This window comes from Arundinibacter roseus (assembly GCF_004348825.1).
Lineage (GTDB): Bacteria > Bacteroidota > Bacteroidia > Cytophagales > Spirosomataceae > Arundinibacter > Arundinibacter roseus.
The window spans coordinates 150,527-171,543 of record NZ_SMJU01000013.1 but is presented as its reverse complement, the minus strand read 5'-3'; the positions used below and the strand labels follow the sequence as shown (position 1 = coordinate 171,543).

The 21,017-nt window shown below is 47.0% G+C and carries 15 protein-coding genes and 1 tRNA gene; 6 read left to right on the top strand and 10 right to left on the bottom strand.

Features of this window, described 5'->3' with window-relative positions; translation table 11 throughout:
- Positions 1-290 precede the first annotated feature (290 nt).
- Entirely contained in the window at positions 291-2,531 is a 2,241-nt protein-coding gene (locus tag EZE20_RS19225; protein WP_132120724.1) for a M28 family metallopeptidase, read from the bottom strand.
- Positions 2,532-2,662: 131 nt separating this feature from the next.
- Between EZE20_RS19225 and EZE20_RS19220 the strand changes: the two genes are divergently transcribed.
- Positions 2,663-3,493: an ion transporter gene (locus EZE20_RS19220; protein WP_132120722.1), complete on the top strand. Its 831-nt coding sequence runs from the start codon at positions 2,663-2,665 to the stop codon at positions 3,491-3,493.
- A 57-nt stretch (positions 3,494-3,550) separates the two neighbouring features.
- Here EZE20_RS19220 and EZE20_RS19215 read toward each other — a convergent pair whose 3' ends face one another.
- A complete protein-coding gene (locus EZE20_RS19215; protein ID WP_132120720.1) occupies positions 3,551-3,961 on the bottom strand; it encodes a DUF1761 domain-containing protein in 411 nt (136 codons plus the stop codon).
- A 288-nt stretch (positions 3,962-4,249) separates the two neighbouring features.
- Here EZE20_RS19215 and EZE20_RS19210 point away from each other — a divergent pair, with 288 nt between their 5' ends.
- Entirely contained in the window at positions 4,250-4,465 is a 216-nt protein-coding gene (locus EZE20_RS19210; protein WP_132120718.1) for a hypothetical protein, read from the top strand.
- A 72-nt stretch (positions 4,466-4,537) separates the two neighbouring features.
- Here EZE20_RS19210 and purL read toward each other — a convergent pair whose 3' ends face one another.
- Positions 4,538-6,814 (bottom strand): phosphoribosylformylglycinamidine synthase subunit PurL, encoded by a 2,277-nt coding sequence (gene purL / locus EZE20_RS19205; RefSeq protein ID WP_132120716.1) that lies wholly within the window; start codon positions 6,812-6,814, stop codon positions 4,538-4,540.
- A 176-nt stretch (positions 6,815-6,990) separates the two neighbouring features.
- Between purL and EZE20_RS19200 the strand changes: the two genes are divergently transcribed.
- A tRNA-Ser gene (locus EZE20_RS19200) sits at positions 6,991-7,075 on the top strand.
- A gap of 909 nt (positions 7,076-7,984) precedes the next feature.
- Here EZE20_RS19200 and EZE20_RS19195 read toward each other — a convergent pair.
- The 6 genes from EZE20_RS19195 to EZE20_RS19170 form a co-directional block, all read right to left on the bottom strand.
- Positions 7,985-8,467, bottom strand: coding sequence for a hypothetical protein (locus EZE20_RS19195; protein WP_132120714.1), 483 nt, complete (start codon positions 8,465-8,467; stop codon positions 7,985-7,987).
- Between the two features lie 332 nt (positions 8,468-8,799).
- A complete protein-coding gene (locus EZE20_RS19190; RefSeq protein ID WP_132120712.1) occupies positions 8,800-8,985 on the bottom strand; it encodes a CsbD family protein in 186 nt (61 codons plus the stop codon).
- Between the two features lie 142 nt (positions 8,986-9,127).
- On the bottom strand, positions 9,128-9,736 hold the full coding sequence (locus tag EZE20_RS19185) for a MarC family protein (RefSeq protein ID WP_132120710.1): 609 nt from the start codon (positions 9,734-9,736) through the stop codon (positions 9,128-9,130).
- Between the two features lie 168 nt (positions 9,737-9,904).
- Positions 9,905-11,179 (bottom strand): AGE family epimerase/isomerase, encoded by a 1,275-nt coding sequence (locus tag EZE20_RS19180; RefSeq protein ID WP_132120708.1) that lies wholly within the window; start codon positions 11,177-11,179, stop codon positions 9,905-9,907.
- Between the two features lie 89 nt (positions 11,180-11,268).
- On the bottom strand, positions 11,269-12,294 hold the full coding sequence (locus EZE20_RS19175) for a bifunctional heptose 7-phosphate kinase/heptose 1-phosphate adenyltransferase (protein WP_132120706.1): 1,026 nt from the start codon (positions 12,292-12,294) through the stop codon (positions 11,269-11,271).
- 22 nt (positions 12,295-12,316) lie between these two features.
- Positions 12,317-13,249 carry an RraA family protein gene (locus EZE20_RS19170; protein ID WP_132120704.1) on the bottom strand — a complete coding sequence of 311 codons (933 nt, stop codon included), beginning with the start codon at positions 13,247-13,249 and terminating at the stop codon, positions 12,317-12,319.
- 90 nt (positions 13,250-13,339) lie between these two features.
- Between EZE20_RS19170 and EZE20_RS19165 the strand changes: the two genes are divergently transcribed.
- Positions 13,340-14,818, top strand: a complete 1,479-nt coding sequence (locus EZE20_RS19165; protein WP_132120702.1) for a mandelate racemase/muconate lactonizing enzyme family protein — start codon at positions 13,340-13,342, stop codon at positions 14,816-14,818.
- Between the two features lie 87 nt (positions 14,819-14,905).
- Here EZE20_RS19165 and EZE20_RS19160 read toward each other — a convergent pair whose 3' ends face one another.
- Entirely contained in the window at positions 14,906-16,006 is a 1,101-nt protein-coding gene (locus EZE20_RS19160; protein WP_132120700.1) for a Gfo/Idh/MocA family protein, read from the bottom strand.
- A 261-nt stretch (positions 16,007-16,267) separates the two neighbouring features.
- Here EZE20_RS19160 and EZE20_RS19155 point away from each other — a divergent pair, with 261 nt between their 5' ends.
- Both EZE20_RS19155 and EZE20_RS19150 read left to right on the top strand, forming a co-directional pair.
- On the top strand, positions 16,268-19,441 hold the full coding sequence (locus EZE20_RS19155; protein WP_132120698.1) for a SusC/RagA family TonB-linked outer membrane protein: 3,174 nt from the start codon (positions 16,268-16,270) through the stop codon (positions 19,439-19,441).
- Positions 19,442-19,453: 12 nt separating this feature from the next.
- The gene (locus tag EZE20_RS19150; RefSeq protein ID WP_132120696.1) at positions 19,454-20,974 is read left to right on the top strand and encodes a SusD/RagB family nutrient-binding outer membrane lipoprotein; all 1,521 of its coding nucleotides are present in this window, start codon (positions 19,454-19,456) and stop codon (positions 20,972-20,974) included.
- Positions 20,975-21,017: the final 43 nt, after the last annotated feature.

Genomic DNA, 21,017 nt, shown 5'->3' with positions numbered 1-21,017 from the left:
GGCTGCTTTTGCGCCACTCACGTACTAATTTGAACATTTCTTCTGACTGATTCATTCGCTTGTCTTTTTAGGTCAAAAGTAGAAACCGAATTCTAGCCAAGAAATATGTAGTTCATAGGATGCTTACGTATAACCGCAACGATTTCCCGGTCTTTTCAAAAAGAATCAAGTGCCAAACTAACCCTTGCGGAACTTTTTCCCCGGAAATATAGAGAAAACATTCATAAAAGAAGAAGTGCCAATAGAATAATTCATCCACCGACACTTCTTCAAAAGTTAGTCATTGCCTGTTAGTTCAGCAAGGCGTTGGCCTGCTCTATTTGTGCAGCAAAACGAACGAGCGTGTCGCTGACGCGCACGATTCCGAGTTCGGCTTCGAGCCAATTCTCCTGTTCAATCGCTTCCCGAATCATCGGCAATGTTTTGACGCCATAACCGGTATAAAAACCCGGTGCGTAAATCTGATGCTTGAACCAAGGCCTCCTGGGAAGTCCGTCCGGATGCGTAAGGAAACGTTCGGAGGTGTATAGAATTTCATTCAATTGGTTCAACTTATCCGCCGAAATCGTTCCGGCTTTTGCAACGGCTTCGGCGTAGGTTGCAGCGCTTTTTTCGAGCATTGAAAGCGCATTGTCGAGCGGGGCAAAGTTCAGGAACGGAACGTCGGGCAGGGGAGAGGGCTGCACAAAAGGCTTTTTGGGATCAGCCACCGCCAAAAAGCGATTTTCTTTCACGAGTTGATTATGTTCCAGCGTTTGCGAGCGCATGGCATCCATTGTCTGCTTAATTTCGGCGGTATACTGCTGTACGGTATTGGTGAAGTTTTGAAACTCGAAAGGCAAAATTTCCGCATTGGCCATGCGCATCACGGCCCGGCCCATCGTTTGTGCCAAAGCTACGCCATAAGTAAAATCCGTATCCTTAAAGCGCGTGTAGTGGTCGTACGAATCGTAGATGGAATGGTACTCGCCGCCGCCGTCTTCCCCGCCAAAGCCGATGTTCATGGAGGCAATGCCCGCATGCTGTATGAAGGGCGTGTAGTCGGAGCCGGAGCCCAGCGCGCCAATCCGCAGATCGGTCCGGGTGCGCGCTTCCTGTTTTGCTTTTGGTGCGCCATCCACCAGCAACTTCGCCCGCAGGCGGTCGCTGACGCTGATGTTGCGTTGCGGATCATTTACGTCACGAGCCACCTGATTCAGGAATTTTTCGAGCGTATGCGACCCTCCGGCATACAGAAATCCACGGCCGTTAGAATCAGAGTTTAGGTACACCACTGCTTTCTTTTGTAGCTCTTCTTTTCGCTCTTCCACCCACTCCGTGGAGCCCAGCAGGCCCGGTTCTTCGGCATCCCAAAGGGCATAGACGATGGTACGTTTAGGTTTCCAGCCTGTTTTCACCAGTTCACCCAGCGCACGCGCCTCTTCCAGCACTGCCACAGCACCGCTCAGCGGATCGTTTGCGCCATAGACCCAGGCGTCGTGGTGGTTGCCACGCATGATCCACTGATCCGGAAACTCACTTCCTTTCAATACCGCAATTACGTTATAGGCAGGTTCTACTTTCCAGTCAAATTCCAGTTTGAGATGTACTTTGGCCGGGCCGGGACCGATGTGATACGTGAGCGGCAATGCTCCGCGCCAGGCTGCCGGGGCTACTTCGCCGCCCAGGGCTTTGAGCAGCGGCAGGGCGTCGCCGTACGAAATGGGCAGCACCGGAATTTTCATGATCGTGGGCGCTTCGGTATGCGACAGGCGCGGGGCATCTTTGGTAGCGCCGTAGCCGGGTGTGAGCGGGTCGCCGGGATACAGCGGCATGTCGAGTACGGAGCCTCGCTGTGCGCCAGTTTCGTTTTTGTAGGCACCTTTGGGGTATACATCTCCCTGAAAAAATCCGTCTTCTTTGGGGTCTGAGTAAATAATGCACCCGATTGCTCCATTTTCGGCGGCCACTTTGGGTTTTATTCCCCGCCAGGAATTGCCATATTTTGCCAAAACGATTTTCCCTTTTACATCAATTCCCATTTTTTTCAATACCTCATAATCCTCTGGAATGCCGTAATTGACGTACACGAGCTCAGCCGTTACGTCGCCATCGGCGGAGTAGGCGTGGTAGGCAGGGAGCTGCGCTTTGGTTTGGCCGGAGGTGGCGTCTTCTTTGAGAGGAGGCTCGGTCAGAGTGGCTTTGAATTTGGCAGGAGCGATCAGTTCTACCACCCGGATTTTTGGCGTTGGAAAAAGCACGTAGGATGTATCAAGGCGCGCTTCAAAGCCGTAGGACTTAAAAAGGTCGCGGGCATATTCGGCATTTTCGCGGTCAAAGGCGGCACCTACGTGGTGCGGAAAGGCGCTCATTTTTTTTAATAATTCCCGAAGATTTTCTGCTTTTAAATGGCTGTCAAATTTTTTCTCAATTGCCAGTTGTGAAGGTACATCTTCCGGTTTGAAACCCAGAATTGGCTGAGCCTGTGATACTATGGGTGCAAGCAGGATCAGAATTTGCAGGAAAGATAGTTTGGGTATACGCTTGTACATGCAGGTTGGTAGGTTAAGAATAGACGAATTGGTTTAACAAAAGATTAAGATACGACCAAAATGACAAAACTTTGGTAAATGAGCTGGAAATGCAATCTTTATGTAAAAAATGAAAAGAAAATATATGAAAAATGAATACTAGCACCACACCCAAAAACGATTGGCGGAGTCGCCTGCATGAGATCATTTATGAGGCATCTACTCCCGCAGGGAAGTTTTTTGACGTCGTGTTGTTGTGGGTAATTTTGTGTAGTGTGATTTTGGTCATGCTGGAAAGTGTCGTCGAAATCAACCAGGAATACAAGGAAATTTTTAACATAGCCGAATGGGTCATCACCATTCTTTTCTCCATTGAATACATCGCCCGAATCGTGTCGGTCAGGCAGCCCTGGCGCTACATTTTCAGCTTTTACGGGCTGATCGATTTTTTATCAATTATACCTAAATTCCTTTCGTTGTTTTTTGTCGGAACGCAGGTATTGGTCGCTTTACGGGCCTTGCGTTTGCTGCGGATTTTCCGGATTCTGGAACTGCATCAGTACGTGGGAGAATCACAAAATTTGATGCAGGCGCTGAAAGCAAGTCAACGAAAAATCTCGGTATTCGTGTTTGCCATTCTGGTCATTTGTGTGATTTTGGGTACGGTTATGTACATGGTAGAAGGCGGAGACAATGGCTTTACGAGTATTCCCCGAAGTATCTATTGGGCCATCGTGACACTTACCACGGTGGGCTATGGCGACATTGCCCCACAAACTACCGGAGGACAAATCATCGCCAGTTTTATCATGATTTTAGGTTACGGAATCATCGCCATTCCAACCGGCATTGTTACGAGTGAATTGAGCAGAAAAGAAAGTTCAAAAGAATCTTTTTCTGGGCAAAGCTGCCCCAATTGTTCAGCCGAAGGACATCAGGCACGGGCAAAATTCTGCTATCGCTGCGGTTCCTCTCTTGAGTAGGTTTTATGAGGAGAGAACGGTGCGGTAGCTGTTGAGCTACCGCCATTTGTGGGTAACTTATTTCTTTTGCCAGGCACCTAGTATTGCCCCCATTGCTGCATAACTCACCGCACTGAATCCGGCATTCAGGATAGAAAGTCCAATCGGTTTAAGTTCGTAGGTATTGTTGGTGAAAATATTTCCGCCCACAATCAGTGCTCCGATTAATGCACCCGTAAGTGCACCAGTCTGTAACGTGCTGACCTGCATGGATTTGAACAAAAGAGCCAGCGCATAGGCTCCCAATAAGTAGGTAATAAAACTGATCAGGTAGGCACTGACTGGGTCGCTTTCAGCGGCCTGTGCTTCGGTAACGCCTGAAAGTTCCATCCATGGAGTTTGAAAAGTAATATACCAAATGGCACCAAGTACGAAAGTGGTAACAGCGGCTACAAAAACCGCAAGGAAATTGATCCTGGGAGTAGTCATACCAAAAAGATGTTTAGGGTTGAAGGTGAAGGAAATTTACAACTTTTAAATGATTCGGCAATCCTATTTCAATGGAAAATTATGGCTATACGTTGTGTATTTATATTTCGATCAGGCGCTACTTTATGAGATCATTGCAGAGGTGCATGGTATAGGAAACTTACCCTTTTTTTAATAGAATTTCCTATTATCAGGCCATTTTGAGAATGAGAAAAAAATGAAACAAAGGATGGAATTATCTTGCCGGTCATGTCTAATCAGTAACACGAACTTTTTTAGTACAAGGCTATGGCACAAATGGTAAAACTGGAAGGAACGGATTTGATTTTCAATCTGGACCATGTAATCACAATTCAGAAGGCAACGGCAAATGCAAGTAAGAAAGCAAGCCTGCTTTTTACGTTGATAGAAAAAAAGGAAGTTCTGTGGGAATTTGGTTCGGAAGATGCCCGCGACGACGCTTTTGATTCATTTTTGACGGTAAAAGAAAGCGCTGTTTTTTAAGTGTAAATGAAAAATAGCCCGGATTGATGTCAATCAGTCCGGGCTATTTTTATGAAATATAGTTCAAAAAATCTAGGCCATTAATTTGCCTAATGAGTTGTCAAACAGATCTTTTGCTTCGCCTGTTGTCATAACGGTGGCGGAGTCTATCACAAAATCCTTTGCCGTGACGGTTCCGAGAAGTGTGTGTGCCAATTTAAGATCGGCCCCCAGGAGTTTTTGAAACGCTCCCTGCTGCGAAGGCTTTACTGACACAAGCACACGGCTTTGGGCTTCACCAAACAGAAAGGCGTCGGTCCGGTAGTTTTTATCCGTAGACACCTGAAAACCAAGTCCACGAGGCATAGCCGACTCGGCCAATGCTACAAACAGCCCTCCGTCCGAAACGTCGTGCATCGACTGCACCATGCCTTGCTGAATCAGAGTTTTAAGTCCCTGATGAAGCGTATATTCTTCTTCCAGATCAAACTGTGGTGCGGGCGATTCTTTCACTTTCCGGTAGCTGTACAAATATTCTGATGAAGCTATGTCGTTTTTCGCAACGCCAATCATATAAATCAGATCGTCCGTTTCTTTAAAATCCAGCGTCATTTGATGCTCAGGATTTTCTACCAGGCCAATCATGCCAATCGTTGGCGTTGGGAAAACCGGGCCGTCGTCGGAGCTTTGGTTGTAAAAACTTACGTTTCCACCCGTCACAGGCGTACCAAATTTGAGACAGGCTGCGCCCATGCCTTTGACGGCCTGCACAAACTGCCAATACACTTCGGGAACGTAAGGATTGCCAAAATTGAGGTTATTGGTAACTGCCAGCGGTTCCGCACCCGTGCACGTTAGATTTCGGGCGGCTTCCGACACGGCAATCTGCGCACCGACAAACGGATCAGCATTTACGTATCGACTGTTACAATCAACGGTCATTGCGATTCCTTTGGAGTAGTCCGGGCGCTTCACATCCCGAATCCGCACGAGGGCAGCGTCCGAGGGACGATTGGTGCTGCGGTTAGCCGTGCCAACCATCGAGTCGTACTGCTCATACACCCACCGTCTCGACGCAATGTTGGGGTGTGAAAGCAGATGTTTTGCCACAGCGGTCAGTTCGTCTGCCGAGGTATCGGGCACCGAAGAAATCTCAAATTGCTTAAAGCGCTGATAGTAGGCAGGTTCGCGGTATTCGCGGTGGTATTGCGGAGCGCCGCCACCCAGCACAAGGTCGTAGGCCGGCACATCGGCGATGAGTGCGCCGTGCTGATAAAAATGCAGTCGTCCGGCATCGTTCGGGCCGGCAGCTACTACTTCACCAATTTGTGCGCAGTGCAAATCCCATTTATCAAAAATTCCCTGAATGATATGTTCTTTGCCTTTTTCAACAACAACCAACATCCGTTCCTGCGACTCCGAAAGCAGGATTTCCCAGCCGTGCATATTGGACTGCCGCGTAGGTACTTTGTCGAGATCGATAATCATCCCGTGCTCACCTTTGGCGCTCATTTCGGAGGTCGAGCAGATAATGCCCGCTGCCCCCATGTCCTGAATACCAATGACATATCCTGTTTCTATGATTTCCAGCGTAGCTTCCAGCAACAGTTTTTCCATAAACGGATCGCCTACCTGCACGGCCGGAAGTTTTTCATTGGATTTGTCTGTAATGTCCTCCGATGCAAAAGTGGCACCATGAATCCCGTCTTTACCGGTAGCTGAACCCACGATAAAAACGGGGTTTCCTACGCCATAGGAAGTTGCTTTGGCTACTTTGCCTACCTCCACTATACCTGCCGAAAATGCATTCACGAGCGGGTTGGTATTGTAGCACTCGTCAAAAAACACTTCGCCGCCAACGGTCGGAATACCGAACGCGTTGCCGTAATCGCCAATGCCTTTGACAACGCCCTTCACGAGCCATTTGGTCTTGGCGAGTTCAGGGTTTCCAAACCGAAGCGAATTCAGCTGGGCAATTGGGCGGGCACCCATTGTAAAAATATCCCGATTTATTCCGCCAACGCCCGTGGCTGCACCCTGATACGGTTCGAGTGCGGAGGGGTGGTTGTGCGATTCAATTTTGAAACTACACGCAAGGCCATCGCCAATATCGACCAGACCGGCGTTTTCTTCACCCGCTTTGGCAAGCATGCGTTCGCCATCGCGCGGGAGGGTTTTAAGCCATACGATAGAATTTTTGTATGAGCAGTGCTCCGACCACATCACCGAAAAAATACTTAATTCGGTAAAATTTGGGGTGCGGCCCAGAATTTCCCTGATCCGGTCAAACTCTTCGGGCAGGACGCCTAATTTACGGGCGGTTTCGACGGTAGGCAGCGCATTGCCGTCATGTACTTCGGTAGAGGTCATAAGTAAGGTTACAGTAGGCGGTTGAAAGTCCACAGAAATCTTGCTCTAAGATTTTGCACAAAATTAGGGCTTTAAATGTAGAGAAGCGGCAATAAAAATATTTTTCTCGCAAAAGTATTGACTCGTAACAAATGATTGCTAATTTTGCACCCACGTTTGAGACCAATATGTGAAATAGAGAGTTGGCAGAGTGGTCGAATGCGGCGGTCTTGAAAACCGTTGTGGGGTAACCCACCGGGGGTTCGAATCCCTCACTCTCTGCAAAAACCCGTTTAGCGAAATGCTGAGCGGGTTTTTTTCTTGTACCTGGATTCTTGCTTAAAACAGGTAATCGCTACCGTTTTTTGAAAAATCTAAACATGCGCTTCTACCATAAATTTTCGCCCGGTTTTCAATTACTATGGACTAATGAATAACGAAAAGAAATAAATCAAAGAAAAATAGTAATTTTTTAAGAATAAGTTTCCGACGGTTTTTTCTGCCATGTTATAAAAAACAGCAAGTCCGACCCATATGGGTCGGACTTGCTTTCCTTACGCCTCTTCCAAAAAGGAAACATGCTTACGCACTAAAATCTATATTTCACTCATGTTTACCCAAACTATCTATCAATCACTTCGCCAAATGTAAACAAAAGATATAAAAGAGGAAATGAAATATGAAACTGAGTTATATTAAATGAAAGATAAATTTTCACTGGATTAGTAAATGAATGTATTCGTTCGGAATAGTACAAAAACAATACAGCCTGCGGTAAATACTCCGCAGGCTGTGCACACTACACACACTAATAAAATATCTTGATATAAATTTAATTAAAAAAAGTTATATTTTTTTAATTGAAAATAAAAAATATGTCCGTTTTTCTCTATTTATATGATTTCTAATTTATTCAGCAAAGCAAAATAAAATTCGGCATACTTAAAAATAAATTTTAATAAATACTGATATGCTCGAAGTGAACGGGCTAGGAATGGCTATTCTGCTGGTGTGAAGACAATAACTATTTAATATAAATATAGTTACATAAATAATTTATAAATAGGACTATACCTAATAACTCAGCTGGATTTCCTGATTTTTTTAAATGTAAGGTCTAAACGTTGAAATTGCTAAAAAAGACATAATTGTGTAAAGAAATCTTATTCAAAGGAAAATTGATTACCATTTTTAGTAGGGGGTTAGGACTCGCACAGTAATGGAGATTAGTGCTTCATCGGGCCGAACTGCGGCCTGAATGTTCAGAATTCCAGGATACTTTGTCCATAGCAGTATGCCGTTTCCGAGGCTGTCCGGTGACATTTCGGGTAAACCTAAAAGTGCCGGGACGTCCGTTCCCTTATAGCCCGCAGGAGGAGAGATCGTGATTCGGTCGGCGGCATCGTTGCTATACACGATGTCCACAAACCCATCCTGATACGTATATTTTTGACAGGTAGGGCAGGCAGACTGTTCCGCTTTTTCCGGGTCAAGCCACTGCTGATGTCCCAGGATTGTGGCGATGTCTTCCTGAGTTTGGCCCGCTATATCTCGTATTCTGAGGAGTACCTCAACCGCCTTTTTTTCTGAAAGTTGGGTGGCTTGGGGCGGAGCCGTACAGGTTAAAAAGAGGCTGGAAATCAGTAAAGACAAGATTCGCAAGTAAAGAGGCATCGGGCAGGTAGCTACGGTACTACCTTACTAAATTGGAGGATTACGCTTTTTTACTCACAAACGGATGAGGATTTCCATGAGGAAGATAAAAAGTATGAACAACATCACGATTTGAGCTGTGGAGCTGCTACGAAAAAAAAAGATCAGATCTTCTACCAAATATTTCATAAGCCAAACGGATGATAGTTTGATGCTACAAAGCAAAACCTAAGCTACCGGAATGTCAAATTTGGTGTGTTATCTATTTATGATTAAAATATGTAGTAAAAAAAGTCCCGACTTGTGTGGTAAGCCGGGACGGGTATTTATTGATGAAGTGTAATCGTAACGTATTATAAGTCAGCAAATTCTTTTCGGATCTCGTCTTTGGTTTTACCGACTTTCTGTTGGATTTTACCCCACATTTCGTCTTCTTTTCCTTCTGCGTAGGTTAGGTCGTCATCGGTCAGCTCACCATATTTTTGTTTCAGCTTTCCTTTCATTTCGTTCCAGTTTCCTTTTATCGTTTGCTCGTTCATAGCATTTGGGGTTTAGATGATTGGAATAAATAGTTAATTACTTATCTAAGTAAAAAATAGTATTCCATGCCCAAATCGAAGGTTTTGGTGTTAAAAAATGCTGAAAAACGGGAAATGTGTAGAGACCTTTACCCGTCATTCCTCAAATATTGAAGTATCCTTTAATACCCGAAAGAATATTTTGTACCGCAAAAGAGGCAAGAATTAGCCCCATAATTTTACTTATTACAGTAATCGCCGATTCGCCAATGCGATCCTGTACCCGGCTGGCAATCATCAGTAGAAAGCTCGTCAATCCGATCACAAGAAGTACATTGAGTGCGGTAAGTACCTGTTCTCCAAGAGTATAGAGGTGATTGTCGGTAAGCAGCACAACGGCCATAATGGCGCCCGGTGACGCAATGGAAGGTAAGGCAATCGGGAAAATCGTCACGTGCTTGTAATCCTTAATCAGATGCTTTTCCTCTTCGGGCTTACCTTCGCCAAAAATCATCGTCAGTGCAAACAGGAAAAGTATGACGCCGCCCGAAATTTGAAAAGCATCAAGCGAAATACTCATTGCTTCCATGATGAGCTGCCCCACAAAGATGAAAAATATCAGGATGATCGCGGCTACTAACGAAGCCCGAATGGCTATTTTCTTCTTTTCTTTTTTATTAAATTGTTTGGTGGCTTCCAGAAAAACGGGGATTGACCCGATGGGATCAATTACGGCAAATATGAAAAAGAACGTTCTGAGAAATTCGAGCATACAATAGTTTAATGATTGAAAATTGTGACCTGTGGATTCTTAGTTCAAAAATATAGGGAATATGCGAATGAGAAAAGTATGAAGTTGGCAGAATATACATCAAAAAAACCGGATTTCCTAGTATAGAAAACCCGGGTGATGCCTTCAAATAGCGAAGTAGGTTTGGTCTTAATGCTCCAAGGCCAACACTTTATCCAACCGTACAATACTCTGAATCATTGCCCGCACGCTGTGGTAGTTTACTTTCCAGGAGTGGCTCATGTGCGTCCAAATTGGTTCTCCCTGCCGCGTGAGCAGGGGTTTCCATTCGCCCACTTCATGTGCGATCATGTGGTCAAACACAAACCGATGCGTGGTTGCGTAGGCTTTCAGATAGTCGTCATTTTTGAATACCCGATAGGCATCCAGCATCCCGATGAGTACTTCGGCCTGCTGCCAGAATTCCTTTTCGCGATCGTACACTTCACCGAAATGCGAACCCTCTACGTACACGCCACCAAACTCCCAGTCGATCCCATGAGCTACTGCGTGATTAAACGATTTAAGTAACTGTTCGCGCTGAGTTTCGTAAGGCAATTGCAATACATCAAGAGCGTGCATAAGCAGCCACGCAAACTCGACATTGTGGCCGTAGGAGGTGTTGTCTTCGGCGGCGCTTTTTAGCCCATCTTCGCTAAACCGATCCCATCCCCAAATGATGTCAAACTTGATTTGGGGAGCCACCCGCCAGTCTGCCCAAAATTGCGGAATACCCGTGCCGTAGATTGGGTGCATGATTTTTGTAGTAAGCAAATCAATGATTTCCAGAAGCGTACGTCTATGAATTTCCTTTTGACTAGCCTCATAAAGGGTCGTGAATGCTTCCATCAGGTGCATGTGCGCATCCAGCGTTTTTCGATCCCCACCCGCAGAACCGGGACCTTTGAGCGTCCAGTTGCGATGAAACATTTCAAAATAGCCTCCAAAATGGGTATCGGCGGCGAATATTTGCAACTGATCGAAAACTTTTTCGGCATATTCGAGTCCGCGCGGATCACCGGTGGCGAGGGTATATTCACTCAGCGCATAGATGGCAAAGCTGTGGCCGTACACGATTTTTTCATCAATCAGCACTTCACCTTTTCGGTTCATGAGCCAGTAAAAACCACCGTGTTCATTGTCCCACATTTTTTCCAGCAAAAAGTCGACCCCGTGGCGGGCAATCGCAGCAAAGCGACCGTCGCCATACCCGGCCCGATGCGCCGAGGAAAAAGTAAAAACGGTTCGGGTTTGGGCAATCAGCGATTTTTCGTCTTCGCCGGAATCATTGCCATCTTTATCAAAATGTGTTAAGTAGCCTCCGTTGGCCAGGTCTACACAGCGGTTTTCCCAGAAAGGAAGCAATTCTTTGGTCAGATGATGCAGGGCTTCCTGCTTAAAATCAAGGAGTTGAGTTTTGTTCATGGCGTACAATGGTACTGACCTATTGGGTTGTTGAAATAGTTAAAGTAAGGAAAGCGAATTTTAAAATGTAAAAAGAAATGTGTTTTAAATTATACCTCATTTAGCATATTGGCCTGCCGCATTTTGGCCAAATTCACGACTTCTTCCTCGGTGGCGGTTCCGGTTTGGTGTAACTTCTGAACGGTAACGGCTGCTGCCAGATTAGCGAGTGCCAACGCCTCAATTACCGGAATCTGCGCGCCCATACAGGCCGCAAAAGCAGCAACGGCGGTGTCGCCGGCACCTACGGTGTCAAGCTCGGCGGTGAGCGGGAGCGCGGCACTTTGGTACACGGTGCCTTCCCGAATATACTGCATGCCGTGCTCGCCCCGAGTGATAAGCACGGGACCTTCGATGAGGTCCGAAAGCTGACGACCATACTGAGCGCATTCTTCGGCGGTGTACAAATCCGGGCTTTTGAGTTCGAGCAAACGGGCCAGTTCTTTGGTGTTGACTTTCAGGGTAGCGCCGCGCAGTGCCCGGCCATACGTACGCATGTCGGCCAGGACAAATACCTGTGGATGCACCGCAATGAGCGCATTGAGCATTTCGACCCGGTCGGCAGTAAGCAGCGGTGCCGCAAATTGTTGGTTGATAATCAGTACATCCAATTTTGAAAGCTGCGATTTCAGGCTTTTCAACACTCCGTCAAAAGCGTCGTTTGAAAGACTATTGTGCGTGCCGAAGTCAATGCGGTTTTGTTCAGCCTCATTTACAAAAGGTTTCGTGTAGGTGCAGGTTTCCCAGTCCTGAGATTGAGGGCGGAGTCCGGCCGTATCGACATTCAATTGGTGGAGGAGATGAAGCATTTCACGTGCATACATATCCTGTCCCACGGCACCAAAAACTTTTAGAGTCGGGACATTCATCGCCGCGAGGTTTTGGACCACATTTCCGGCTGCCCCAAGCGATGTGCGTGGCTGTCTTCCCCACCACACTTCCTGATGGGTTTCGAGAGAAAATTCGGCTGTTTTTTTATTTAACAGGTAGTAAAAATCTACCGCAAAATCACCAATCACACCTATTCGTAGGTGGCTTATTTTCTCAAAAATAAACCGTATTTCATTCTCCTGCATACATATATAAAGTAGGGTACACTTACCAGGTGCGGTTTTTGAGAAAATCGTCGAGCTGCTGTTTGGTCATTGGTACTTCTTTGGGATTGTCCTTAATCCATTGCAAAAAATCTGCTTTGATCGTTTCGTTCCAGGCTGTGTCAATTTCTCCGGGCGTGTATTTGCCTTGGCGCAGACGCAGGTGGCCAAATTTGTCCTTTAAGGAAATAAACTCAGAATTGACCACCACTTTTTCTGCCAAATGCGCCGGAATAAATACGATCCCTTCTTTTTTAGCCAGGATCAAATCTCCCGGAAGTACCGTTGCCTGTCCAATGCGGGTGGGGCAATTGATGCAGCTGACCACCATTCCCTGAATGTAGGAAGGGTCAAATCCGCGCACCCAGCCGTTAAAACCTTCAATTGCTTCGAGACCTTCAAGATCGCGCACGGAGCCGTCAAAAATAACCCCATTTTTTGATTTGGCATAAATAGAATTCCCCAGGTTATCGCCAATGAGCGTGCCGTCTACAATTTTTCCAAAGCCATCAGCAATGTAAATATCCCCTTCGGTGAGCATGTCAATGGGCCAGGAATTGGTAGCACCGCTGCGTTTTTCGATTTTTCCCTGTTCCTTAATCGGGTTTTCCATGTCGGGCCGCGAAGGCATGTACGTTACGGTCAGGGCTCGCCCGGCCATCGGCTGATCGGGACGGATAATTTGCCAGCCGCCTACAAACTGATTTCGGTAGCCTTCATTGCGCAAAACGCCCCAGGCTTCTTCGAGAGAAATACTACGGGCCCGCCGAACAAGATCGTCCGAAACACGGGGGCGGCCATCGGCTGAGCGCTCGCCTTTCCATTCTTTGGAATAGGCCGCAATCTGCTCTTTGCCAGCCTGTACCGACTGAGCATGCGCAAAATTTGCGATTGAATAAATACTACTTATTGATAAGAGTAGGAATAATTGCTTCATGGGCTTTATCAGGTTAAAATTTAAATTTAAAAACGCAAAGTACAATTATATTTACTCACTTTACTTCTTACCTATAACCCTGAATGTGCGATGAAAAAGCGATTGCAAGATTTATTGAAGAAGCTGCCACAAAGCAGCGGAACGCTCCCCGAACTTCCCGCTGCCCCAACGGGCAGCTTCGATAGTCGCCGCGATTTTTTCCGGAAAGCTACGCTTGGCGGTTTATCGTTGGGAATGGCATTTGATGGAAAAGTTGATAAAGAAATGGAATTCCTGTCGCAGAAAGTGAAGCGCGACTCCAAACCATCCGATCTCAAAATTACGGACATTCGCGTAGCTACCGTCGTAGGCGCACCCATGACCTGCCCCATTCTCCGCATTGATACCAATCAGGGTCTTGTGGGCTGGGGCGAAGTCCGCGACGGTGCAAGCCCCAACTACGCACTGATGCTGAAAAGCCGATTGCTGGGTGAAAATCCCTGTAATGTGGAACGATTGTTCAAAAAAATCAAGCAGTTTGGCGGTCAGGGCCGGGCAGCTGGTGGCGTTTGCGGCGTCGAAATGGCACTGTGGGATTTGGCCGGAAAAGCCTATAATGTTCCTGCGTATCAGTTGCTGGGCGGTAAGTTCAGGGATGAAGTCCGGATTTATGCCGATACCCCGGAAGTAAAAACCCCGGCAGAGTTTGCCCAGAAAATGAAAGTCGAGCGACTGGACAAGGGCTACACATTTCTGAAAATGGATTTTGGCATTCAGCTCGTGGCGGATATTCCCGGCGCACTCATCGGCGCCCGCGACTGGCAGGTAAAAAAGCAGTGGAGCAATGGTTCAAATCCTGGAAAACTGGGCGATTATGGCATGACGAAGCACCCGTTCACGGGTATACAGATTTCGGATAAAGGCCTGGAAGCAATGGCCGAATACGTAGCAAAAGTACGCGATGCCATTGGCTATGAAGTGCCGATGGCGGCTGACCATTTTGGCCATTTTGACGTAAATACAGCCATTCGCCTGGGGCGCGCCATCGACAAATATCAGTTGGCGTGGCTGGAAGATTTGGTGCCCTGGCAGTATACCGATAAATGGAAGCAGATTTCGGATGCTATTGATACGCCCACGCTGACGGGTGAAGATATTTATCTGAAAGAACATTTTATAAAGCTCATTGATGCAAAAGCTGTCGATATGATTCACCCGGATTTGGCGTCGTCGGGAGGACTGCTTGAAACCAAGAAAATTGGCGATTACGCCGAAGAACACGGAATCCCGATGGCGATGCATTTTGCCGGAACGCCTATTTCGTTTATGGCCAACGTGCATTGTGCCGCTGCTACCGAAAATTTCATTGCGCTGGAACATCATTCGGTGGACGTGAAGTGGTGGGAAAGTATGGTGAAAACGACCAAGCCATTGGTGGTCAATGGTTTTGCGCCAGTACCCGACGCGCCGGGCCTTGGCATTGAAGTGGTGGAAGAGGTTGTAAAAGCACACCTCAAACCGGGTACCAAGTTTTTTGCTCCCACTACGGAGTGGGACACCAAAGATTCCTGGGATCGGGAATGGAGCTAGATTCTTGCCTGAAATTCACAAAAGAGGGTTGCCCGGGTTTTTCGGGCAACCCTCTTTAATTAAATAAATGTAAAAAAATATTGAAAATCAGATCTTTACCGCTTTGCCCGTCCGGGCTGCTTCGTAAATAGATTCTACAATCCGAATGTCGCGCATGCCTTCCTCACCGGGAGCGAGCATCGGTTGCTTTTGCATGATCGATGTGGCGTCTTCGTCCATTTGTTTAGCCTGTTGATTGTCAAGCGGGAAATTAATTTCTCCGTTGGTATAGGTGCCTTTGTTTCCCTTGTACGCCGAAAAAGGGTCCATGTGGAGGAAGCCTTTTTCATAGTTTACTTTTAGAAAATTTGTGTTTATACCAAAGCTCGACGTGCAATTGGCAATGGCGCCGCTCGGAAAATGAAACTGATATAAGGTTGTTTCGTCAACTTCTTTAAACAGTTCCGGGCGGTTGTTGATATGCTGCGCCGTCACGAGCATCGGTTCTTCTCCGGCTGCGAGCCGAGCACCCTGAATCGCATACACGCCCATGTCGCCCATCACGCCGCCGCCAAGCGCTTTGTTGAGTTTCCAATGTCCTACCCGTCCTTCGTTATAGCCGGCAGCGCAGGTGATCAGTTTAACTTTTCCAAGAGTTTTTTCTTTGGCTAATTTCATAAAAGCCTGTGTGTTAGGATCATGCTGGCAGCGGTAGCCAATCGCCAGGCTTTGCTTATTGTCTGCGCAGGCTTTGATCATGGCCTCACAATCTTTGACGGTAGGTGCCATGGGTTTCTCACACCACACATGTTTGCCTGCTTTTGCCGCCCGAACCACGTACTCGCGGTGCATGGAAGGAGGCAATACCACGTATACCACGTCAATGTCAGGATTGTTGGCAATTTGGTCAAAGGTGTCGTAGGAGTAAATATTTTTATCCGGAATATTATACTTCTTTTTCCAGGTTTCGGCTTTAGCCGGCGTGCCCGTTACGATACCCGCCAAATAGCAGTTTTTAGTCAGTTGCAACGCAGGCGCCAGCAAATCGGTGCTGTAATAGCCCAAACCCACAAGCGCTACTCCGAGGCGTTCTTTGGGGCGGGAGTTCCCAATCACATAGGGCGAAAAAACCGCCGTACTGGCCAAAGCTGCGCCCGCAGCCAAAAACGAACGGCGCGTGATTGATGATGTTTCGGTTAATTTTTCCATAGGTTTAAATTCATATTTTAAGGTAAAAGTAGAAAGTCCGGAACGCTTACTACCGGGTTTATAATAAGTTTCTGCAAAAAATTTCCTTCAAATCTGCGCTTGAATTCTTGTAAAACCAAGGAAAAGTAACGTAAAATCAAATAAGTATACTTTGTATACATGTATATACAGAATAATTTAATAATGTAGATATTTAATTGTAGTATTAGTAGAAAATGCACTTGCCTGTATTTTTAGCAATGAACCAAAATTCTAAAATCAATGAAAAGAATTTTACATTTTAAACATCTGTTCCTGTTGCTGTTAGTAACAGGTATCAGTTTGACTGGCTGGGCGCAGAATAGCCGGGTGTCAGGCACGGTAACAAGCAGCAAAGAAAATCAGCCCCTGCCGGGCGTGTCTATCCTGGTTAAAGGAACGAACGTAGGTACTACCACCGATGCCGACGGAAAGTTTGCCCTCAATGCCGAACCAAATGCTACGCTTGTGTTTAGTTTTATTGGCTATGCAACGCAGGAAATCAACGTAGAGAATAAAAGTGTACTGACAGTCAGCCTGGTAGAGGGGGCCACGAGCCTGGAAGAAGTAGTGGTTACAGCGCTTGGTATCAAAAAAGAATCTAAGAAACTTGGCTATGCAACTACGACCGTTGGGGCCGAGCAGATTACTGTTAACCGCACTCCCAATTTCATCAATACCTTGCAGGGAAAAATTGCGGGGGTCAATATTACTAGTTTGGGTACAGGCCCCGGCGGCAGTTCAAAAATCAGGATTCGGGGACAATCGTCGTTTTCGGGCCAAAACTCGCCACTTATCGTAGTCAATGGCGTTCCAATTGATAATACAAACTTTGGTACCAATCCCGGTAATCAGTCGTCCGACAATTCGGTAGGCTCGCGGGGCGGTGGAAATACATCGGATGGTGGCGACGGTCTGTCGAGTATCAACCCGGACGACATTGAAAGTATGACGGTTCTGAAAGGCGCCACGGCGGCGGCGCTCTACGGTTCGCGTGCCAAAGACGGGGTGATTATGGTGACCACCAAAACCCGCGGAGAAGGCCGGGGAATCGGAGTTACTTATAACTCAAATTTTACGGTTGATACTCCATTGGATTTTACTGATTATCAGTACGAATACGGACAGGGAGAATTTGGCCTTCGACCTACTTCCCCGAATCCAACCTCAGGTCAATGGTCATTTGGTGAGAAATTTCAGCCTGGCATGACGCAGGTGCTTTTCGATGGCGTGACGGTACCTTACGAGCCGGTGTATGATCGGATTCGGACGTTTTTCCGCAATGGAATCAATTTTAACAACACGGTTTCGCTATCGTCGGCTTCCGAAAAAGGAGGATTTAACCTTTCTCTTGCCAATATGGACAACAAAGGAATTGTCCCCAATAACAGCTTCAACCGAAAAACCATTAACCTTGGGTTCAGCTACGATTTATCTAAAAAGTTAAGCGTATCAGGAAACATCAATTACTCGAATGAAGTCAACAAAAATCCGCCGGTGATTGCCGAACAGGACAACTCCATTCCGACGAGTATTTACAACATGGCCAACTCTATGCCATTTGATTTGCTGGATGAAAAGAAGTACGATGCCAACGGAAATGAGTTTGTTTATTCCCGATTCCGAAACCGTACCAATCCGTACTTTACGCTGGCCGAGCAGTTTCAAAATGTTACCCGTGATCGTATTTTTGGCAATATCGCCATACGGTACAACCTCCTGCCGTGGATGTACGTACAGGCTCGGGTAGGGCAGGATTACTGGTCGCGCGATCAGGACTACAACAACTTCCCAACTGGTCAGGCGTCGCGTCCGGCAGCGCCAGAAGGTTTTGTCAATGGCTTGTATACACAGGAGTCGCGACGTTTTCGGGAGTTGAACAAAGACATTTTGATTGGTGCCACGCAGAAATTTGGGGACTTTGGATTTGATCTTACCCTTGGCGGCAATCAAATGTACCGACGTTCCGATCTAAACAGCGTGCAGGTTACCGACTTCATTGTGCGGGATTTGTATACGGTCATGAATTCACGGGTAAAGGATCCTTTGTATGCGCTATCTGAAAGAGCTGTAAATTCTGTTTATGGTGCTGCGGAAGTATCGTATAAAGAATTCCTTTTCTTAAACGTCACCGCTCGAAACGACTGGTTCTCCACACTTTCTCCTGCGAACAGAAGCATTTTGTATCCATCTATTTCGGGAAGTTTTGTATTTTCACAAGCCTTCAACAACTTGCCTAACTGGCTCAATTTTGGAAAGTTACGTGCTGCCTATGCCGAGGTTGGCAGCGATACGGACGTGTCGCCTTATGCCAATAATTTGTTTTATGGGGTAAATGCCAACTTATTTCCTAACGTATCAAACGCTCTTCAACCCGTCGGTTTTATCAGTGGCAATACTGTACCAAATGCAAACCTACGTCCGATGCGCAGTACGGAAAGCGAGGTTGGTCTGGAACTCAAACTGTTTGATAATCGGGTCGGGATAGACTTTGCGTTGTATCGTAAAATTACCGAAGATCAGATCGTTTCTGCCCAAATTTCGGATGCCTCCGGCTATGTAAATACCTTGATCAACAGTGGCCGCGGACGGAATCAGGGCGTGGAGTTATTGGTAAATCTGGGTATGGTTCGGGGCAATGATTTTCAGTGGGACGTGAGTCTAAACGGCTCTTACAACCAAACCAAAGTACTTAGCCTGCTGACTGATACTCCCGGCGAACGCATCACCGTTGGCACGCACGTGTTTAATGGCGAACTACGGCAGGTAGTGGGTCAGCCAATGGCGCAACTCTACGGCTTTGGCTACCGCCGCGACGATCAGGGTCGTAAGATTTTTGGTGGAAACGGCATTCCGCTACGGACTACGGATCTGATTTCTTTTGGGTCGGCAATTCCCAAGTGGGTAGGAGGTATTACCAACAACTTCAATTATAAAGGGATTAACCTCTCCTTCCTGATTGATTTCAAACTGGGTCACAACATGATGTCGGGTACTAACTTCAACGCTACCCGGCACGGATTGCACAAAATGACACTCGAAGGCCGTGAAGGCGGTGTGATTGGCGAAGGAGTCAACGAGCGCGGCGAGCCCAATACCGTTGTGGCGGGTGTGCAGCCCTACTGGGAAGTGGTGCGCTCCCTGGCGCTTGTGGAGCCGATTGTGTACGATGCCGGATTCTGGAAACTACGTCAAATTACGGCGGGATACGATTTCTCCCGGTTTTTGCCGGCGGCCTTTCCGGTCAAAGGTGTACGGCTGAGCTTTGTGGCAAATAACGTGCTGCTACTCAAAAAATGGGTGCCAAATATTGACCCTGAGTCTTTTGGCTATGGCTCTGATAATGTGGTAGGTCTGGAAGCCACCGGCTTGCCTACGACGCGCAGCATGGGTTTCAATCTGAATGTTAAATTTTAACCGGACTTTACTATGAAAAAGATACTAACTTTTACCTTGTTGTTCGGGCTGGGACTTTTGTCTACTTCCTGCGACGAAGGATTTGACGAAATGAATACCAACCGAACTGCTGCTACTACGCTGAATCCGGTTTTTTTACTCAATAACGCTGTCATCAATGCATCTTTTCCGGGCGGAATTCTGGTGTATGACATGGGTATTGTGCAGCAAATCGTTACGCCCAACTCGGGTGTATTGGCGGGAGCTAATTTTAATCAGGACAACCGCAACGTGACTCAGGAAATCTGGCAGCGCTACTACCGCTCGGTGATTCGAAATACGGCAGATATTATCCGGGTTACTTCTTCGGATCCGTCGCGTTCCAATCTGTACCACATGGCGCGTATTTTTCAGGCCTATGGATTTATGGTTTTGACCGATTCGTACGGAGATATTCCCTATTTCCAGGCGGGAAAAGGCTTTTCAGAGCAAGCTGTTTTACCAGTGTATGACGGACAGGAAGCCATTTATACCGATATAATCAAAGAATTGACCGAAGCTTCGGCCGCTTTGGATGCTTCCAAAACCGTAGAAACTGCGGATGTTTTGTACTCAGGAAATGTGGACAAATGGAAAAAATTTGGCTTTTCGCTATTGCTGAGAGCTGGTATGCGGCTATCGGCAGCAAACCCAACATTAGCTCAGCAAACCGTTCAGCGAGCCGTTCAGGGTGGCGTCATGCAGGCCAACAATGACAACGCCGTGGTGCAGCACAATGCCAACTATACCAATGCCCTGGGCGGAACACTCAATGCGACCGAAGCCAATAATTACTACCTGGCCGCACCTTTTGTTAACTATTTGAAAATGAATAATGATCCCCGGCTGAAATCCATCGCAACCCGCTACGTAGGTGCTGCCTCCGGGCCGCAGCAGGTGCCAGCTCGGGCATCTATCGATCCTGCCGTTCAGATTGGTATGCCACTGGGTTTTGACAATAGCGGCATTGTGGCTCGTGCACAAGCCGATGGTCTGGCAAGTTTCTACGATTATAGTCAGCTGGACCGCACCCGGCTGGCCAAACAGCAAAGCCCTATGTTTTTGGTAACGTATGCCCAAACGAGCCTTCACGTGGCTGAGGCTGTACAACGGGGTTGGGTACAAGGATCTGCGGCTACATTTTTTACCAATGGAGTTCGGGCTCACATGGAGCAAATGGCGCTTTACGATGCTGCTTCGGCAATTCCGGAGGCAGATATTGCCGCCTATCTGGCAGCTCATCCGTACGATTCGTCCAACGGTTTGCAACAAATCAATACGCAATATTGGGTGGCGTCTCTGATGAACGGTCCCGAGGCCTTTGCTAATTTTCGTCGAAGCAATTTTCCGGTTTTAACGCCAAATCCTTTTCCCGGAAAAGGAATTTCAACTGATTTTATCAATCGTTTAACCTATCCCAATTCCGAGATTTCGGTGAACAGTACCAATGTGCAGGCGGCTATCAGCCGGATGGGGGCCGATGAGCTTGATACAAAAGTGTGGTGGGATAAGTAGTATGTGAATTCGGGCTATATTTGCAGAAATGTAGAAGCCTTAG

Bases quoted from the DNA above. Each gene is read 5' to 3' on its own strand.
- EZE20_RS19225 (WP_132120724.1), bottom strand. From the start codon at position 2,531: ATGTACAAGCGTATACCCAAACTATCTTTCCTGCAAATTCTGATCCTG.
- EZE20_RS19220 (WP_132120722.1), top strand. From the start codon at position 2,663: ATGAATACTAGCACCACACCCAAAAACGATTGGCGGAGTCGCCTGCAT.
- EZE20_RS19215 (WP_132120720.1), bottom strand. From the start codon at position 3,961: ATGACTACTCCCAGGATCAATTTCCTTGCGGTTTTTGTAGCCGCTGTT.
- EZE20_RS19210 (WP_132120718.1), top strand. From the start codon at position 4,250: ATGGCACAAATGGTAAAACTGGAAGGAACGGATTTGATTTTCAATCTG.
- purL (WP_132120716.1), bottom strand. From the start codon at position 6,814: ATGACCTCTACCGAAGTACATGACGGCAATGCGCTGCCTACCGTCGAA.
- EZE20_RS19195 (WP_132120714.1), bottom strand. From the start codon at position 8,467: ATGCCTCTTTACTTGCGAATCTTGTCTTTACTGATTTCCAGCCTCTTT.
- EZE20_RS19190 (WP_132120712.1), bottom strand. From the start codon at position 8,985: ATGAACGAGCAAACGATAAAAGGAAACTGGAACGAAATGAAAGGAAAG.
- EZE20_RS19185 (WP_132120710.1), bottom strand. From the start codon at position 9,736: ATGCTCGAATTTCTCAGAACGTTCTTTTTCATATTTGCCGTAATTGAT.
- EZE20_RS19180 (WP_132120708.1), bottom strand. From the start codon at position 11,179: ATGAACAAAACTCAACTCCTTGATTTTAAGCAGGAAGCCCTGCATCAT.
- EZE20_RS19175 (WP_132120706.1), bottom strand. From the start codon at position 12,294: ATGCAGGAGAATGAAATACGGTTTATTTTTGAGAAAATAAGCCACCTA.
- EZE20_RS19170 (WP_132120704.1), bottom strand. From the start codon at position 13,249: ATGAAGCAATTATTCCTACTCTTATCAATAAGTAGTATTTATTCAATC.
- EZE20_RS19165 (WP_132120702.1), top strand. From the start codon at position 13,340: ATGAAAAAGCGATTGCAAGATTTATTGAAGAAGCTGCCACAAAGCAGC.
- EZE20_RS19160 (WP_132120700.1), bottom strand. From the start codon at position 16,006: ATGGAAAAATTAACCGAAACATCATCAATCACGCGCCGTTCGTTTTTG.
- EZE20_RS19155 (WP_132120698.1), top strand. From the start codon at position 16,268: ATGAAAAGAATTTTACATTTTAAACATCTGTTCCTGTTGCTGTTAGTA.
- EZE20_RS19150 (WP_132120696.1), top strand. From the start codon at position 19,454: ATGAAAAAGATACTAACTTTTACCTTGTTGTTCGGGCTGGGACTTTTG.